The organism is Bacillus spongiae (genome assembly GCF_037120725.1).
GTDB classification, from domain to species: Bacteria; Bacillota; Bacilli; order Bacillales; family Bacillaceae_K; genus Bacillus_CI; species Bacillus_CI spongiae.
The window spans coordinates 29177-47025 of record NZ_JBBAXC010000004.1 but is presented as its reverse complement, the minus strand read 5'-3'; the positions used below and the strand labels follow the sequence as shown (position 1 = coordinate 47025).

Sequence of the window (17849 nt, the reverse complement as noted above, 5' to 3'; positions counted from 1 at the left end):
TACCATTTTAAGGTAGAATACAATAAATCATTTTCATATTATTTAAAAAGTAATGAATGAAATAAGTAGTCATTTATCTCCCTGTTATAGAGAGTCGGTGGATGGTGAAAACCGATACAAAGATAAAGGCGAATTACCTTCAGGAGCTTTCTTCGTGAAAAAAAGTAGCGAAGAACGGGAAAACCGTTATTTGAATTAAGTGGAAGAGAAATCTTCAACAAGGGTGGTACCGCGTGCAAAACCACGTCCCTTTTTAGGGCGTGGTTTTTTTGTGTAGAAAAATATAAAGCATGTGTTGCCATGGGATTCCTGTAGTGACTTCAAAGGTGAACTTAGATTGAAAAGAGGAGGATGAAAGGTGAATATAGAACTGACAACAGCACAAGAAAGAGAAGTTGAGAGGCAATATTCGATCTATGCAAATGGCGTTCAAGAAATTTTACCAGGGGAAGAGTTAAAGAGTAAGCTTGCTCAGTCAATTAAAAATAATCACCCTTTAAAAGTGAAATTAGGAGTAGACCCTTCAGCACCAGACGTTCATTTAGGACATACTGTTGTGTTAAATAAGTTAAAGCAGTTTCAAGAAAATGGCCATATCATTCAATTAATTATTGGCGACTTTACAGGGAAAATTGGGGACCCAACTGGAAAATCCTCTATACGAAAACAACTTACAGATGAAGAAGTGAAACATAATGCTCAAACTTATTTTGATCAATTCGGTAAAGTGTTGGATATGGAGAAGGTGGAGCTACATTACAATTCAAAGTGGTTAAATGCGTTGAAATTTGATGAGGTTATCCAATTAGCTAGTAAAATCACCGTGGCCAGACTACTTGAGCGAAACGATTTTTCAAATCGCTATGCGAAGGGGTTGCCGATCTCCGTTCACGAATTCTTTTACCCGTTAATGCAAGGCTATGATTCTGTAGTGTTAGAAAGTGATATTGAATTAGGTGGTACGGACCAACAATTTAATGTGTTAATGGGAAGACATTTACAGGAACACTATGGTAAGGAAAAGCAAGTGATACTTTTACTTCCTTTACTTGAAGGCATTGATGGTGTGGAGAAAATGTCAAAATCAAAAGGAAACTATATTGGTATAGATGAAGCTCCTAATGAAATATATGGAAAAACGATGTCCATTCCAGATGAACTGATTGTCAAATACACAAATTTAATCACAGATTTCTCACTTGAGGAAAAGGAAGGAATGGAAAAGAAACTTCTTGATCAACGCCTACATCCAAAAGAAGCTAAAATGAAACTGGCTAAGAGAGTCGTTGAGATGTATTACGGAAAAGAGCTTGCTAATCAAGCAGCAATGAATTTCGAAAATATTTTTCGAAAAGGCGCTCTTCCTGAAGACATTCCGGTGATGGAGTGGAATGGTTCCAAAGAAATATTGATTGTAGATCTGTTAGTAAAAGTAAAGCTTTTATCTTCAAAAAGTGAAGCAAGAAGGATGATTCAAAATGGTGGAGTGAGGGTGGACGGTGAGAAAATACAAGATCTTCACCAAACGATTTCTATAAATGAAACAGTTGTTCAAGTTGGGAAACGCAAATTTGTGAAGATTTTCTATTCAGAATAGAGAATTTATGCTAAAAGTGGTTTTTTTTACTGAGTAAAAATAGCTTAATATGCCCTTTTTGAAACAAGGATGAGCCTTTATAATAGTAGGGGAAGAAAAAAAGCTTGCTAAAAGAGGGGTTAAAGGTGAAACAGCAAGAACAAATTCGTTTACATACGTTAGTGATGATCCAAAAAGGTGAACACGTATTGTTACTTAACCGTCCATCTTCAAAAGGGCATCCAGGATACATTGCCCCAGGTGGAAAAATTGACTTCCCTGAGAATCCAGCTGACGGGGCGATTAGAGAAGTGAAGGAAGAAACGGGGCTTACTGTAAAAAAGATGGTGTTTAAAGGGATTTCAGAATTTGTGAATGAAAAGGATCGACAACGTTATATCGTATTTAATTATTTAGCAACAGAAACAGAAGGAGAATTGTTAAAGCATCCACCTGAAGGGGAATTAGTATGGGTGAAAAAAGAAGAAGCCACAAGCCTTCCCATGCAGCCTTGGTTTAAAGATCGCTTTCCATACTTTTTTCAAAGAGAAACATTTGAAATATATCATAGATGGAGTGGAGAAGGAAATGAGAAAACAAAGGAATTGGTGCGCGAGTCTTAGGCAGAGAAGATTTCAATGGTAACGCTTTGGAATTTATTCGGGAACTTAGTACCAATCTTTAGTCTAATCGTCTTTGGAACTTTCCTGTTTTTATATAGATGGAAAAAGAATAATCGTCATCTACGGTGGAGAGAAGTGTTACCATTTGTTTTAACAACCTTATCGGTAATAGGGATATCGCTAGTGACGTTAACACCTCAAGAAGGTCATATAGGTTGGAAAAATTATAATTTTATGCCCCTTGATAATTTGTTTTTAAATATAAAATATCATGGTGACCTTTGGGTTCCAATTCGAAATTTAATGGCGAATATTGTTTTGTTCATTCCTTTCGGTTTTGCAGTCGGTTGGTTAATGCAAGGGTTGCGATATATAAGTAGACGAACGTTATTTATCGGCGCTTCTTTGTCTTTGATGATTGAAGCATTACAATGGAATTTACCATTAGGAAGGTCGATTGATATTGATGACTGGCTCATGAATAGTATCGGGGCATGGGTTGGTGGAGTTCTCTTTGTAATGAGTTGGAAGCTTTATCAATTACTAAAACGAAATAGGAAAAGGTAAGAAGAGAGCAACGACCTTGTATCGCATGCTCTCTTCTTTTGCATGATTATTCATTTTCCTCGTCAGAATCATTTGGTGATTTAAAAATCTCATCAGTAAGCAAGGTAAAGTTCTTTTCAATTTCATCAAACAAAAAGGCTACAGCATCATCTATTACCTCTTCCTCTTCCCCTTCCCCGTTTTCAAATAGAAGGTGAATTTGATCATCAAATTGTTGCAGTATATTTTTATTTGTTGGTTGATTAATAAGATTCACTAACATCGCTTCAAAGGAAGAATCCTGTATATCTTTTTCAGATTTGTCTATAAGAAAGCTTAGCTTTTGATTTTCTTCAGTAAGTTGTTGAAGTTGAGTTTCCCGAATGGAGAGTTCTTCTTTTAAAATTTCAATGAGATCTTTGTAATGAGAATCGCTATCCTGAATGTCTTCACGGGGCTGATGCTCTCCTTCACCCGCTTCATATTGTAATTGCAACTCCCCTCGCTCATGTTTTTCATTTACTAACTGTTCATTTTCATTCGTTAATTCATTTAGTAATACTTCAGAAGTAGCAATTTGTTCGACCAATAGTTTTAATTCCTCATTTAACATATGATTTTCTTCTATTCTCTTCTGATATTTTATTTCAAGTTCCTGTTGATTAGTCGTTAATTGAGAAGTAGTTTCATTAAGCTCGATAACTTTGTTAGATAAATCTTCATTCTCTTCACACTTTGTCACAAGGTTGACGTCAAGTTGCGATATTTTGGAGATAGCTGATTCTAAGTCATCGTTTTGAACAGAAATCGTTCCAATTGCATCATCTAAATCTTTTGTAATCTCTATGATTTTCTCAGACTTTAACTGAATAATTTGTGTTAGTTCAACATTTTCACTGACGATATGATCGAGACTTTTAGCCTGTTCTGAAATTGTTACATATGATTCGTCCAGCTGAGAAGTGAGCGTGTTTAATTGATTGGAGACGGAATGAAGGTCTTCATCGAGCTGATCAATTTTGGAGAGTGCATTGGATAAATTTTCTTTTTGAGCGGAAATGGTGATATTAGCTTGATCTAAATTGGTTGTTAAGGCGATTATTTCTTCAGATTTTGATTGAACCTCTTCAGTGAGCTGAACACTTTCATCAATTGAACATTGTATAGTATTTTCTTGATCTAAAATCGTTACTTCAGCTTCCTTTAGTTTATTTGTCAAGGTCATTACTTGTTCAGATTTTGATTGAACCTCTTCGGTGAGCTGAGCACTTTCATCAATTGAACATTGTATAGTATTTTCCTGATCTAAATTCGTTACTTCAGCTTCCTTTAGTTTATTTGTCAAGGTTATAACTTGTTCAGATTTAGATTGAACCTCTTCAGTGAGCTGAGCACTTTCATCAATTGAACATTGTATAGTATTTTCCTGATCTAAAATCGTTTCTTCAGCTTCCTTTAGTTTATTTGTAAAGGTTATAACTTGTTCAGACTTAGATTGCACCTCTTCGGTGAGCTGAGCATTTTCATCAATTGAACATTGTATAGTATTTTCTTGATCTAAAATCGTTTCTTCAGCTTCCTTTAGTTTATTTGTCAAGGTTATAACTTGTTCAGATTTAGATTGAACCTCTTCGGTGAGCTGAGCACTTTCATCAATTGAACATTGTATAGTATTTTCCTGATCTAAAATCGTTACTTCAGCTTCCTTTAGTTTATTTGTCAAGGTTATTACTTGTTCAGATTTAGATTGAACCTCTTCAGTGAGCTGAGCACTTTCATCAATTGAACATTGTATAGTATTTTCCTGATCTAAAATCGTTACTTCAGCTTCCTTTAGTTTATTTGTCAAGGTCATTACTTGTTCAGATTTGGATTGAAGCTCTTGGTCGAGCTGATCAACCTTAATGAGTGCGTCAGATAAGCTTTCTTTTTGAGTAACATTGATCTTTTGTGCATCGTCTAGTTGGTTTGAGAGGGAGCTAATTTGTTCAGCTTTAGCCTGCAACTCGATTCCAAGGTGTGAAATTTCGTTCAACGCCTCATTTAAATTATTTTTTTCCTCTGAAATTCTTTTCTCTGCCTCATCTAGTTTATTCACCATAATCATCATTTCTTCTGAATTAGTCTGTAATTCCTTATTAAATTGAGTGTTTTCTGTCATTGTATAAGTTATATTTTCTTTTTGAACTGAAATGATTTCATAGGCCTCATCAAGCTTGTTCGTTAGTTCAGAGATTTCATTCGCTTTAAATAGTAGCTCACTATCAAGCTGTTCAATAGTGGAGATTGATTTTTGTAGTTGCTCTTTTTGAATAGAGATCGTTGAATGGGAGTCATCTAATTCGTTTGTCAGTGAGTTGACTTGATCCGATCTAGATTGAAGCTCAGTCCCTAATTGGGTTATTTTGGTGTTTGCATTATCTAGCTTTTCTTTATGAATCGAGATTGTGGTTTGGGCTTCCTCTAATTGATTTGTAAACAATTGGATTTGCTCAATTTTACAATCTAAATCAGAAACTAGAAGCGAATTTTCCTTGTTCGCATTATCTAAGTTTTCTTTTTGTCTAGATATCATCATTTCAGCGGTCGTTAGCTTGTGGGTAAGTTCAGCAATTTTTTCTGATTGCGCTATAACTTCTGCATCGAGTAAAGACCCATTTGTAATCGTCGAGTTTAATCTATCTCTTTGTACAGTAATTGTAACTAAAGCTTCGTCAAGCTTATTGGTTAGCTCAGATACATGGGTAGATTTAGTCTCTAGCTCCGCCTTTAGTGATGAGAGATGAGAGTTGGCACTATTTATGCTATCTTCTTGTTCAGAAATGGTCTTGTTAGCCTCACCAAGCTTGTTTGTAAGCTCAGAAACCTGCTCGGATTTAGCACTTAGCTCCTTGTCGAGCGAAGCATGATAAGAGTGTGTGTCCTCCAAGCTTTCATTCTGATTAGAAATGGTAAACATAGCCTCATCAAGCTTATTGGTTAACGTTGAAATTTGTTCAGATTGTGTCAACTTTTCTTCGTTAAGCTGGTTTATATGATCAAATCCTAGTTTTAGCTCTTCGGTTTGTTTCAAAATTGTTTGTTCCGAACTCTCAAGTTGTTCAGTGAGCTCAGAAATCTGTATTGATTTTACGCTTAGTTCCTCTTCAAGAGATGAATGAAGAGAGGTAACGCTATCTAAGTTTTCCTTTTGTGACGAAATGGTTGTAAGTGCGTCCTCAAGTTTAGTAGTGACCTCGGTGATGTGTTCGGATTTTTCGATAATTTCTTTATCAAGTAGATCCACTTTATTTAAAGCTGTTTCTAACTTTTCATTTTGGCTTAAAATCGTTTGTTGAGCGTCAATAACTTCATTAGAGAGAACGATATTTTCTTCCGATTTCGCCGTTAGTTCTTTGTCGAGCAGCTCCAGATTCGTGAAAGCTGTATCCAGCTTTTCATTATGGCTTAAAATCGTTTGTTGAGCGTCAATAACTTTATTAGAGAGAACGATATTTTCTTCCGATTTCGCCGTTAGTTCTTCGTCGAGCAGCTCCAGTTTCGTGAAAGCTGTATCGAGCTTTTCGTTTTGGCTTAAAATGGTTTGTTGAGCGTCAATAATTTCATTAGAGAGAACAATGTTTTCTTCCGATTTCGTCATTAGTTCTTCGTCGAGCAGCTCCAGTTTCGTGAAAGCCGTATCGAGCTTTTCGTTTTGACTTGAAATGGTTTGTTGAGCGTCAACCAACTCATTAGAAACAGCGATATTCTGTTCCGATTTAGTATTTAGCTCTTTCTCAAGCAGGTCAATATGGTTGAGAGCACTTTTCAGCTCTTCATTTTGGCTGGCATTTAATTGAATAGCTTCTTCAAGTTGAGCCGAAAGCTGTGTAATTTGCTCGGTTTTAGAGAGTAGCTCTGTGTTAAGGTAGGCAATTTCGATAGTGGCATTGTCTAAATGTTCTTTTTGGTCGGAAATCGTTTGATTTGCATCATTAAGGTTGGTGGTGAGGCCAATGATTTGCTCTGATTTTGATTCCAATTCTTGATCCAGCAGCGATATTTTATTGATAGCACTATCGAGGCTTTCTATTTGCATCGAAATCGTTTGATTTGCATCTGCTAAATTTGCATTGAGTCCGGTAATCTGGTCTGTTTTATATTGAATGTTAAGCTCTAATTCATCAATTGTAGCGCTTGCTATTTGTAAATCATTATTTTTTTCAGAAAGAGTGTCATTTGCATTATCTAAGGATGTCTTTGTTTCTGAAATCTGTTTTGAAAGCGAGTCAATTTGAGCTTCAGCTTGTTTAAGTTGTTCCACTTGTTTTTCATGTAGCTCATAGAAATATTGCAGTTCAGTTTCTATTTTTGACATCTGTATCAGTTTATCATCGGCTTTTTCGATATCTGCTTGCAACGCTTCGTTGTCAAAAAGTAATTGCTTGTTTTGTATTTTTAATTGATTAATAGTAGAATAGCGGTCATTTTTTTGATATTCTTCTACCTTTCCTTTGTACTTATTTAACTCTGATTTATAATGGATGACTAATTGTTGGAGCTGAATAGGGTCCCTTGATTTATTTTCTGTGTTTGCTGAATTTTCGTTCAATCTTTTCACTTCCTTGTTAACAAATTCTGGGCGTTATCTACTTTAAAGTATATGTATCAATTGATTGATGGTTACAAAATTGCTGGAAGTGTATAGGGGAGTATCTCTGTAATAGCTGAAGGGTGAATTTCATTTAGAGTGTAGTTGTCGCATATATAGAAATAAGTTGATTAAATCAACCGTAAGACAAAAGTTGTAGTTTATTTCAATCCTTCTTCTGAGGTTATTTTCTATTAATCGATGTAAGATGAGTATAGAAAGTGATAACAAGGGAGTGAAATTCATGAACATTAAGGAAATGAAATTGTTCACTAGAAAATTGAATGAGATGAAGGATTTTTATGGAGATGTTTTAAACTTAACGATAATAAAAGAGAACCAACAGGCGTTTACCGTTCGAATTGGTTCAACAAACCTATCCTTTCATAAAGGTGATTTTGAATCAGCCCCTGTTTATCATGTTGCTATTAATATACCTGAAAATAAGCTGGTAGAAGCAAAGGAATGGATATCATCGAAGGTAAACTTAAACAGAGAAGAAGAGGATGATGAAGTATATTTCGAGGATTGGAATGCACATGCTATCTATTTTGAGGACCCTGCAGGAAATATATTAGAATTCATCGCTAGGCACAACCTTAATAATCGAAATGAACAACCGTTTTCATCACTAGACCTTCTGAATATTAGTGAGGTAGGTGTGGTGGCTGATGAAGTGATCCCGCTAGCGAGGATATTAAATGAAAAAGGGATCCCGAATTTTAGACCAGATGGTGAAGGGTTTACTCCTGTTGGAGATGAACATGGTCTTCTTATTATGGTGAAAACAGGTCGACGTTGGTTCTTCTCTAATCGCTTTGCAACATTTTATCCGTTTGAAGTATTGATAGAAGGGATTGGTTGGCTTAAGTTTACATCGAGAAATCATGTAGTTAGTGGTGTGAATGAAAGTTAAACGTTATCAAATAGGTTAGCATATCTTGAATGAAATCCCTTTTAGGCAGCAGTCAACATGGCTGCGCTTTTTTTTGCTTAAAAAGAGGTATGTCGTTCTCTTGAATATCTCCATGATAGAAGTGCTAAACTGTTTTAACTTATCTACCTATTAGAAAAGAATTTTTTGAAGAATAGACCACTCATCGCTAAAATCGTTTTAAATAATTGAAATCATTTTCTATGACTAATCCATTGGGTGCTGTCAATAGCAAAAAGTAGATATAAACAATCTTTGCCTGAATAGACTATTAGAAAAATCTAGTTTTTGAACAGGAAAAAGAAGAGAAAGCGAGAAGTAATGTACATATTCAAGGAATATTAATGAAAGAGGTGGCAATAATGTCTTCTTTTCAAGAAATCATCTTATTTGCTTATGATCATTCACCAAAGTTTCGAGAAATTATGAAAAAGGTGAATTTAACTCCGAAGAACATTAACACATCTAAAGACTTACAACGGATCCCCGTGTTAAAAAAAGATGACATCATTGATCTTCAAAAAAAAGATATTCCTTTTGGTGGTATTGCGACAGAGAGAATCGCGCGAATGACAAGGGTATTCATGTCTCCTGGTCCAATATATGACCCTCAATCGGAGGATGGAGACTATTGGCGGTATTCAGAAGCATTAAGAGAAGCTGGTTTCAATGAAAATGACATCGTTCAAAATACTTTTTCTTATCATTTATCTCCATCGGGCTTTATGTTTGATTCAGCCTTACGAAAATTAGGTTGTACGGTTATTCCAGCAGGACCTGGAAACCGTGAACTCCAACTACAAATGATGAAGGATGTAGGAGTGACAGGGTTTGTAGGTACTCCGAGCTTTTTAGGATTATTATTAGATTGCATCGAGGAGAAGGGTTGGAAAGTTGGGAAGGAAATCAAATTGAAAAAAGTGTTTTTCACTGGAGAAAATTTATCAATCGCTTTTCGAAAGCGATGTGAAGAATATGGACTTTCCGTTCACGAAGCTTATGGAACAGCAGACTGTGGCTGTCTAGCCTTTGAAGATAAAAGCGGTCCTGGATTAAAAATCACCTCTTCCGCATATGTTCAAATATGTGATCCAATTACAGGTACCGAAGTGACGGGTAGGGAAGGGGAAGTCGTTGTAACACTTTACGATAAAAGTTATCCACTCATCCGTTTCGGAACGGGAGACCTTTCACGTTGGGTGGAAGGGTATGAAGGACGTAGAATGGTAGGGATTCTAGGAAGAGTGAGTGATGGGGTCAAGGTAAAAGGTATGTTTGTACGGGAAAAACAATTAGCTACGATCCTTCATGAACGAGGATACTCATATTTCCAAGCCATTGTCACACGGGAGAAGAATGTTGACAAGTTAGAGCTAATACTTGAATCAGATCGTGAGCTACACTCCTCTTTAGTAGGAGAATTACAAAGCTTACTTAGAGTAAAGCCAGTTTTGAAAAGAGTCCTACCAGGTGAACTATATCGAGAAGAAAAAAGGTTAATTGATCGAAGGAATGTGGAAAAAGTGTAAAAGGAAGTTAGTTAAAATCTATTTATTTATGTTTTTTATGCTTCAAAAAGGAGGAGGGTCATTATGCTTATTCTTGTCCCCATCTTAATCGTAACCGCCCTTTTTATTTTTATTTCTATTAAAAAGACGACATCTGGAATCAAAATCATGCTTCTCGGCTTACATGTGACGGTCATTGGAGGAATAATCGCTATGGATGATCAATCAAGTTTAGGTGGATTTGAATTCATAATTATATTAGTTGGCTTAGGTGTCGCTTTTATTGGAATTTTTAAAGGCGAATGAAGAAGGTGTAGGAAGGACGATAGTCGTCCATTTTACAATAAGATAGCTTGATATAGCAGCCGATTCCTAATTTAAGGTTTCGGCTTTCATTATGAAAAAGTGTGATTCATTTAATCTATTTTCGGTACATAACTTAAAATAGTCCTTTACGAGTACGTGTATTCTCTCTTTTGATCTAATTCCATACGTAAAAGGATATTTTCCGTAGTGTCATCGGCTTGTCCAGTGATAATCATTAAGCTTACAAGACAATATGCTTGAATGGTGGATTGGAAAGTATCCATTCTAAAGTGTTTTTATGTCTAACTATCAAAATTCCTTTATTCAATATTCAGTCTGATCCGTGCATCTTTTTACATGCTTCAGTCTCCTCCAAAAGTTGTAGAAGAGGTTCCTTCAAACCGCTGATGTAGATATATTAAGCATCCTTTACAATGAATTTATAAGAGATGTAAAGGAGGGTGGGTTATGAGTCGGACGCAACTATTAGCTATTTTGGCAGGGGTTATCGGTTCTATATTAGGAGGTCTTAGTTTCCTATTTTTAAAAAATGTGGTGAGTGTTGCTCCTCCGTTAAATATATTAGCTTACCGTTTTACGATTGCCTTTATAGTAATGTCACTTTTAATTTTATTTCGAATTGTAAAGGTTCACTATGGTGGGAAGCCTGTTCTTCCACTGATTATCTTTTCAATATTTCAACCAGTGCTTGCATTCTCATTCCAAATATACGGAATGAACTATACTACAGCAAGTGAAGCGGGAATTATTACCGCTATTTATCCGATTATTGTTTTAGTGTTAGCTGCTTTGTTATTAAAGGAAAGGACATCCTTTGTACAAAAGCTCTCTATTTTTATCTCGGTGGGAGGTGTCGTATTCATCGGCTGGATGAGTGGTGTGGAAGGAGAAGGGAGTCTTATTGGGATGACCTTAATCTTTTTATCCGCTGTTTTTATGGCCTTGTTTACGGTATTTGCTCGCAAATATTCGAAGCAATTTACACCAATGGAAATGACCTATGCAATGATGTTTGTGGGAATGGTTATGTTTAATATCCTCTTGTTTGCTTCGCAAGAGCAAGTGAATGTAGAAATACTCTATTCACTAGATTTTATTTTGCCGATTTTATATTTGAGTATTCCAGCTTCACTTTTGACTGCGTTTCTTATTAACTATGCCATCTCACAGCTTAGTGCCTCGCAAACGGGAGTGTTTATGAACCTCGCCACGATTGTTGGCGTTCTCTCAGGCGTTATGATTCTTCATGAACCGTTTTATATCTATCACATGATTGGAACGGTGCTCATTATTATGGGGGTTATTGGAGTCAACCTACAATTCAAGCCAAAGGAATTAGTGAAAAATGAAAATAAGGAGGAAAAAGTATATGGATATCAAAACATATTTAGAAAGAATTAATGTAGAGGCCCTTTCAGGTGATCCGTTAAAGGATTTACAACTATTAATAAAGCAACATATTATGACGGTCCCCTTTGAAAACTTGGACGTTTTGCATAAAGTACCAATTACGCTAAACTTAGAGCGAATTTATCAAAAAATCGTGGAAAATCATCGAGGCGGTTTTTGCTACGAAGTGAATGGTTTATTCCATTGGTTGCTTAGCAGCCTTGGTTATGATGTAAAGCGAATTGCTTCCACTGTTGCGAAAAGTGAGACGGAATGGTATCGAAAAAACACCCATTTAAGCAATATCGTGACCATCGATGGGAAGGAGTATGTCGTTGATGTAGGGTTTGGAGATTCTAGCTATTCCCCAATTCCTTTAGATGGGGAAGTGGTGAAAGACGTAGGAGGAAACTATAGAATAAAGCGTGTTGATGATACCTATTATGACTTGCAAAAATACGATGAACAGAAATGGAAGGTGAAATACCGCTTCACTAAAAAAGTGAGAAGTTATTCATTTTTTGAAGAGGTGTGCCAATGGAATCAGCAAAGTCCAGAATCTTCCTTCACACAAAAAACGATAGTGACACTAGGGACACTTAAGGGAAGAGTAACCCTTACTGATGATGAAGTAATCACAACGGTTAATGGGCAAAAAACGAAACGACCTTATGACCAAAACGAACTACCAAAAATATTAAAGGATTCCTTCGGTATTTCTATCCCGAAATAGTAATGGTATCGAAATGTATAAACCGTGAAAACGTCCTACTTTCGGTATTAACGATGGAGATGGCCTCGAAAAAAATCGAGGTCATTTTTCTTTTATCCGTTTCGATATGAAAGAATCGTTGGAAATATAGTAATATATTAATAAATTCAGTATAATGGAAACTATTAGAAAAAAAGGAGTGTCTAGATTTTGTTTGTTCGAACAATCAGTCATAATATTATTAAGTTTTTCTTTGTCTCCTTCGGGATTATATTACTCTCTGCCTTTATTGGTCTTTTCTTAGGTGGCACTCATGTAAGCTTTAAGCAATACATAAGTAATGTAGTCAATATTATCATTTCATTAGCAAAACCAGCTGAACTGACCATTTCTAATCTTCCAGATCGTACCTACCCTATGTTCCCAGCTTTTTGGGATGCTTATTTTTATTCGATTATTATTTTTATTTCTGCTTTGTTCGTGTCAGTTATAATGGGGCTTTTATTTGCATATTGCACGTATCTTTTGCCTTCAAAAGTATCAAAAATAATGATGAGATGTTTTTCTCTTATTGAATCTGTTCCTGACCTTTTTGTTTTAATCGTCATTCAATACAGCTTGATTGCGTTCTATAAAAGAACAGGAATTATGATTTTTCCGGTTATTGGGTTAAATGATCATGTTTATGCTGCACCAATCATCGTACTATCCATTCTTCCTTCTATTCTTTTATTTAGAATCTTTTTTCTCCTCATTCAAGAAGAAAAGGATAAAATGTATGTTGACTTAGTGAGAAGTAAAGGACTATCCAAGCATTATATCTTTTTTATTCACATTCTGAGAAATGTTCCTTTTAGTCTAGTTAATCACTTTAAATCAGTTATTCTCTTTATGCTTTCGAGCCTAATTGTGTTTGAGCGACTATTTAATATATATGGAATCACTCATTTTATGTTGGTATTTACTGATATGTACGTCATTAGCTTTAGTTTAATTATGTTTTATTTGCCTGTTTTTATTTTATTAACGTTGTTTAGTCTGCTCACGGAAAGAAATACAGGTGAGAGGGTGGTGGTTTAAGTTGTTCAAACGGTTAGTGAAAAATCCTTCATTTCTGATTGGATTTACAATTACGTTTAGTCTGTTATTGTTGAGTATACTGTATTCTGTGGTGTATGAAGATGACATACCGAAAGTGAGCTTAATGTTTTCTGAAGAAGGAGAGGTAATAGCTCCACCTTACTCACCACTTGAATATCCACCGCTCGGGACAGATAATGTCAATCGGAGTATCTTCTTGTTAATTATTATTGGGGCAAAGTATACCATTGGATTTGGTTTGATTATTACGGTATTAAGAGTTTTTCCAGCCGTCTTGTTCGGGTTAATCTTGCATTTTTATTTTAAGAGATTTAGACGAATGATTCAGCCAATTTTAGATGCATTCAATTATTTTCCCCCATCATTACTAGTGTTTTTATTACTAGAGGGGATATTCTTCGTGGGTCCAATGATGGAACAAAATGCGATTTCTTATGGGGTGACAGAGAAAGTAATTATTTCCTTAATTATATTAATAACTATTTCTATTCCTTCCCTTTCGCTATTGTTTTCAAATGAATATTATAAAATAATGAACAATGAGTTTATTGATAGTGCAAAAGTATTAGGTGCTTCAAAACGTCATTATATAATGAAACATATTAAGCCATTTATCATCCCGCAAATTATTCTAGTATCGATTCGAGAATTCATGACAGTTCTTTTACTCATCGCTCATCTTGGCGTGTTAAAAAGTTTTATTGGAGGGTCAAAGAGAGTGGAGGACGTATTTGAAAATAATGTGTATGTTCCCAACTTGAACGAATGGTCTGGATTGCTAGGGAATTGGTGGGAATTTTTATGGACAACCTACCCTTGGATTCCCTTTATTCCTATTCTGTTTATTACCATTACGATTTTAGCAGCAAAGCTTATGCTAATAGGAGTAACGAAGGCTATCGAAGATTTTCAACATGAAAAAGCGAAAGAAACCAGTCAAAGTTTACAAGCTCAAACAAAGCGTAAAATAGAAGGACATGAGGACTCTAACCTTATGGAACGTATATCCTTGTAATGAGGTAGAGGCATGAAATACATGAATGAACTGGAAATATACATTTAGTATTTAAAAGATCAGGGGATTAACAGGCCCTTGATCTTTTTACTATTAAGTTATTATTCAAGTTAATAAAAATGTTCGCTAAGTCATGCATTTATGCTATTGGTGTTGCGAGTTTTTTATAGGACGAAGGTTTTCCTAATTTTTTTGAGGACATTATTTTTGTAATATAAATGTAATATTTGTAATAAAAATACGAAAACACAAAAATAGTAACCTGTTTATTGGTCTTTATAAACCTCATTATTAAGTTTTTTAGTGTTTGTGTAGTATCCTATTAATTAAATGTTTCAGATTCGTATACGTACGTAAAATGATGTTTAACGAGGTGTTATACTTCTGTTTATACTTTTGTTAATGAAGTAAATTAACAGGGATGTAAAGTGCCTGAAACCTATAATGGTTCTTTATACGTTAAAATGAATTTATTAACATTAAAGGAGAAATAATCATGAATGAAATGATACTACATAATGATGATGTACTCAAAATGCTCGATTCATTTTTACGTGAGCCCACTCCATTTTGGAATGATTTTTATTCAGATCGGAACAAGGCCATTCCGTTCTTTGAAAATATCCCGGACGAAAACTTAGTTTCCTATTTTGAACAGAATCAATCTTTTGCTAGAAAAATATTAGAGCTTGGATGCGGACCGGGGAGAAATGCCCTCTTTTTAGCGGAACAAGGGTGTGAAGTAGATGCGGTAGATTGTTCACAAAGCTCTTTAGAATGGGCGAAGGAACGGTCTGAGGAAAGAGGAGTAAAAATCAATTATATTCATAGCGATCTATTTGATTTGCAAGTGGAGGAAGGGGCATTCGACTTTGTGTATGATTCAGGCTGTTTTCACCATATTGCCCCACATAGAAGATTGAATTACGTAAGCTTAGTAGAGAAAGCATTAAAGCCTGGCGGGTATTTTGCCCTCACTTGTTTTGTGGAAGGTGGAAAATTTGGTGGGGCCAATATTTCCGACTGGGAAGTGTATCGATCAGGCAGCCTTCATGGAGGATTGGGCTATTCTGAAGAGAAACTAACGAAAATATTTAATAATTTGATCCCCGTTGAAATAAGAAGAATGAGAGATATGGGAAAAGAAGAAGGACTTTTCGGTCTTTCCGATCTTTGGGTGGGTCTGTTTCAAAAGAATATAGAATAATAGTAGCTAGGCTCCCCATACTTTTTAGGTGAATGATAGAAGGCACTTTTAATAGTGCCTTTTTTTCATACCATTTTAGTATGGATAAGTGTAACAAATTGAAAAAATAGCTCGTCATTTCAAGTTAGAATGTAATGTTTAAAAAGCGGATTATGATATCAATGATTATCCATACAGGAAATGTTCGAGCAAATATCGAAAAAGTAAAAAGCAACCAATTGGAGGGATTAAATGAAATCAACTAATGAAGTTAGAGTTAGGAAATCTACAAAAGAAGACCTAGTCTCCTTAATGGAACTTGACAATATCATTTTGAATGAAAAAAATACGCCTGTACCTGTGATTTGGACATCGGTAGAAGATTTCAGCAAGCAATCCCCGGCAGACGGAATCTTAATAAAGAAAATCATCCTCATTTGAAAAATTGCTAATAGATTAATATATTTATGGAAGGAGTTTGTAATAGGAATCAAGAATTATATAGTCGTCATTCTTTACATTTTTATAAGATCTGGAGGAAATGAACGGTGGAAGAGTTAAAGATTGGATTTCTAGCCTCCCACGGAGGAAGCAATATGCAAAGTGTCATTGATGCCTTTAAAGAGGGTGTGCTTAAAGGGAAGCCGTGTGTTGTGATAAGTAATAATTCAACTTCTCAAGCTTTACAAAGAGCAAAAAATGAGGGCATTCCGTTTTATCATGTAAGTGAAAGACAAAGTGGATCATTAGATAAGGTTGATGCTGAAATTTTATCCATTATGAAAGAGCATGACGTTAATATCATCCTACTTGTTGGCTATTTAAAAAAATTAGGGGAAAGGACGTTGCATGCCTTTAATGGGAGAATTCTCAATATACATCCCTCTTTATTACCCAAATTCGGCGGGAAAGGGATGTATGGGATGAATGTTCACAAAGCCGTGATAGCTGCAGGAGAAAGGGAAACAGGGGTGACGATTCATTTTGTGGATCGCGATTATGACAAAGGAAATATTATTAGTCAATGTAAAGTCGATATTAGCAAAACGGACACGCCCGAACTATTAGCAAAAAGGGTAATGGAAGCAGAGCATAAGTTATTAGTTAGTACATTAGTGAACATTAATAAAGGAGAAGTAGTTTAAGTAAGGATAGCAATGCTATTCAAGCAGCATGATGACTAGGCATAGTATATAAGGGAAAAGAGAATCGTTTTTAATCATTTGTAACTGAAAAGTTGCCTATGTTGATTTAAAATATACGGAATAATCGTTTTGGATGTACTATGTGCGGGAATATACCGTTAAAACACTACAAAATCAAATGATGATGAAATAAAATAGCACTTCTCGGTCTAGAGAAGTGCTCGAAGTAATTAGTTTTGGAAAAAAATGGTCATTCAATCATGATTTATTTAGCCTAATCAATTGCTATAACGGACAATTCAGTCAAAATGAATCGTTATGTTATCAGTCTAGGGAACAATTGTATTAATCAGAGTCTGTTCCGTTTGCTCCCTCGAATTTCATTCTACACACCCCTTCACCTTCTATACTAATAAGATCAATGGTAACCCTCGTCACTTTTTTACCTACCAATACTGCCGGTAGGGTGTATCCATTCCCAGGAGTGGGGTTCGGATCGAATTCAACGATTTGAGAAATGTCTCCTTTTTTTGTTTCCATTGTCACTTCAGCTGAACAAAGATCAGAAACTAGATCATCACCAAACCGGTCTGTATCGAAGGAAATCTCGGCGAGAACAGGTTGGGGTTCAATGTTTTCATACAGAACCTGAGATGGCCTTGCCTCTGTTAATTGTACTTCAATATCCCAATCCTCATTAGGTTGTTGGGTTGCTTTAATACCAAAGAAAATCACGAAGACTAACCCAAGGACTAACAAGCCGATGAGAAAAATAAGAATTCCAATTTTAAAAAAAGCACTATTTTTTGCTTTTTGAGAATTGCTCAACGATACTCCCCCTAAATTAGAAATAGAGAGAAGCGTCAGTTCAATTTTCCGCTATGTCAATAAAGAATTAACCTTGAGGAATGTTCTTTCCTATTAACAGTTATTCTTTGTACAAACTGTCTATGTCTTAATATGATTGAGTATAGGTGTATGTTCATATAGATCAAAATCCTGACGCTACCCACTGGATAGTGTATTCTGATTAGGCGGGGATGTTCCTTTGATTTGTAGTGAATAATACAAAATTCTGTGATGGAGTGACCTCGCTTTGCGAGGGACATGTTTATCACAAAGGCTATTCGAAGCTTGTAGGTGAAAGAATAATTTGT

At 35.5% G+C, this 17849-nt stretch carries 15 protein-coding genes and 1 other annotated feature; of the genes, 13 read left to right on the top strand and 2 right to left on the bottom strand.

What is annotated here, in order from left to right:
• Positions 1-43 precede the first annotated feature (43 nt).
• Positions 44-254 (top strand) — a binding site (T-box leader).
• 104 nt (positions 255-358) lie between these two features.
• The 3 genes from tyrS to WAK64_RS06055 all read left to right on the top strand — a co-directional run bounded on the left by tyrS (position 359) and on the right by WAK64_RS06055 (position 2766).
• Positions 359-1597 (top strand): tyrosine--tRNA ligase, encoded by a 1239-nt coding sequence (gene tyrS, locus WAK64_RS06065; protein ID WP_336586059.1) that lies wholly within the window; start codon positions 359-361, stop codon positions 1595-1597.
• 164 nt (positions 1598-1761) lie between these two features.
• The gene (locus tag WAK64_RS06060) at positions 1762-2199 is read left to right on the top strand and encodes an 8-oxo-dGTP diphosphatase (protein ID WP_336586272.1); all 438 of its coding nucleotides are present in this window, start codon (positions 1762-1764) and stop codon (positions 2197-2199) included.
• Positions 2200-2214: 15 nt separating this feature from the next.
• On the top strand, positions 2215-2766 hold the full coding sequence (locus tag WAK64_RS06055) for a VanZ family protein (protein ID WP_336586058.1): 552 nt from the start codon (positions 2215-2217) through the stop codon (positions 2764-2766).
• A 46-nt stretch (positions 2767-2812) separates the two neighbouring features.
• On the opposite strand, the gene WAK64_RS06050 is transcribed toward WAK64_RS06055, so the two are convergent.
• On the bottom strand, positions 2813-7336 hold the full coding sequence (locus WAK64_RS06050) for a coiled-coil domain-containing protein (protein WP_336586057.1): 4524 nt from the start codon (positions 7334-7336) through the stop codon (positions 2813-2815).
• A 283-nt stretch (positions 7337-7619) separates the two neighbouring features.
• Here WAK64_RS06050 and WAK64_RS06045 point away from each other — a divergent pair, with 283 nt between their 5' ends.
• The 10 genes from WAK64_RS06045 to purN all read left to right on the top strand — a co-directional run bounded on the left by WAK64_RS06045 (position 7620) and on the right by purN (position 16692).
• Positions 7620-8291: a VOC family protein gene (locus tag WAK64_RS06045; RefSeq protein ID WP_336586056.1), complete on the top strand. Its 672-nt coding sequence runs from the start codon at positions 7620-7622 to the stop codon at positions 8289-8291.
• A gap of 380 nt (positions 8292-8671) precedes the next feature.
• A complete protein-coding gene (locus WAK64_RS06040) occupies positions 8672-9838 on the top strand; it encodes a phenylacetate--CoA ligase family protein (protein ID WP_336586055.1) in 1167 nt (388 codons plus the stop codon).
• A gap of 63 nt (positions 9839-9901) precedes the next feature.
• Positions 9902-10123 carry a hypothetical protein gene (locus WAK64_RS06035; RefSeq protein WP_336586054.1) on the top strand — a complete coding sequence of 74 codons (222 nt, stop codon included), beginning with the start codon at positions 9902-9904 and terminating at the stop codon, positions 10121-10123.
• A gap of 468 nt (positions 10124-10591) precedes the next feature.
• The gene (locus WAK64_RS06030) at positions 10592-11545 is read left to right on the top strand and encodes a DMT family transporter (RefSeq protein WP_336586053.1); all 954 of its coding nucleotides are present in this window, start codon (positions 10592-10594) and stop codon (positions 11543-11545) included.
• On the top strand, positions 11514-12266 hold the full coding sequence (locus WAK64_RS06025; protein ID WP_336586052.1) for an arylamine N-acetyltransferase family protein: 753 nt from the start codon (positions 11514-11516) through the stop codon (positions 12264-12266). The genes WAK64_RS06030 and WAK64_RS06025 overlap by 32 nt, the downstream gene beginning before the upstream one ends.
• Before the next feature lie 189 nt (positions 12267-12455).
• Complete coding sequence (locus tag WAK64_RS06020) at positions 12456-13325, top strand: ABC transporter permease subunit (RefSeq protein WP_336586051.1); 870 nt, start codon at positions 12456-12458, stop codon at positions 13323-13325.
• A 1-nt stretch (position 13326) separates the two neighbouring features.
• Complete coding sequence (locus tag WAK64_RS06015; protein WP_336586050.1) at positions 13327-14361, top strand: ABC transporter permease subunit; 1035 nt, start codon at positions 13327-13329, stop codon at positions 14359-14361.
• A gap of 496 nt (positions 14362-14857) precedes the next feature.
• Positions 14858-15568, top strand: a complete 711-nt coding sequence (locus WAK64_RS06010; protein ID WP_336586049.1) for a class I SAM-dependent methyltransferase — start codon at positions 14858-14860, stop codon at positions 15566-15568.
• A gap of 231 nt (positions 15569-15799) precedes the next feature.
• Entirely contained in the window at positions 15800-15988 is a 189-nt protein-coding gene (locus tag WAK64_RS06005) for a hypothetical protein (protein ID WP_336586048.1), read from the top strand.
• A gap of 107 nt (positions 15989-16095) precedes the next feature.
• Positions 16096-16692 (top strand): phosphoribosylglycinamide formyltransferase, encoded by a 597-nt coding sequence (gene purN, locus WAK64_RS06000; protein ID WP_336586047.1) that lies wholly within the window; start codon positions 16096-16098, stop codon positions 16690-16692.
• Positions 16693-17037: 345 nt separating this feature from the next.
• On the opposite strand, the gene WAK64_RS05995 is transcribed toward purN, so the two are convergent.
• Entirely contained in the window at positions 17038-17520 is a 483-nt protein-coding gene (locus WAK64_RS05995; protein WP_336586046.1) for a hypothetical protein, read from the bottom strand.
• Between the last annotated feature and the right edge of the window lie 329 nt (positions 17521-17849).

Bases quoted from the DNA above. Each gene is read 5' to 3' on its own strand.
- WAK64_RS06060 (WP_336586272.1), top strand. From the start codon at position 1,762: ATGATCCAAAAAGGTGAACACGTATTGTTACTTAACCGTCCATCTTCA.
- WAK64_RS06055 (WP_336586058.1), top strand. From the start codon at position 2,215: ATGGTAACGCTTTGGAATTTATTCGGGAACTTAGTACCAATCTTTAGT.
- WAK64_RS06045 (WP_336586056.1), top strand. From the start codon at position 7,620: ATGAACATTAAGGAAATGAAATTGTTCACTAGAAAATTGAATGAGATG.
- WAK64_RS06040 (WP_336586055.1), top strand. From the start codon at position 8,672: ATGTCTTCTTTTCAAGAAATCATCTTATTTGCTTATGATCATTCACCA.
- WAK64_RS06035 (WP_336586054.1), top strand. From the start codon at position 9,902: ATGCTTATTCTTGTCCCCATCTTAATCGTAACCGCCCTTTTTATTTTT.
- WAK64_RS06030 (WP_336586053.1), top strand. From the start codon at position 10,592: ATGAGTCGGACGCAACTATTAGCTATTTTGGCAGGGGTTATCGGTTCT.
- WAK64_RS06025 (WP_336586052.1), top strand. From the start codon at position 11,514: ATGGATATCAAAACATATTTAGAAAGAATTAATGTAGAGGCCCTTTCA.
- WAK64_RS06010 (WP_336586049.1), top strand. From the start codon at position 14,858: ATGAATGAAATGATACTACATAATGATGATGTACTCAAAATGCTCGAT.
- WAK64_RS06005 (WP_336586048.1), top strand. From the start codon at position 15,800: ATGAAATCAACTAATGAAGTTAGAGTTAGGAAATCTACAAAAGAAGAC.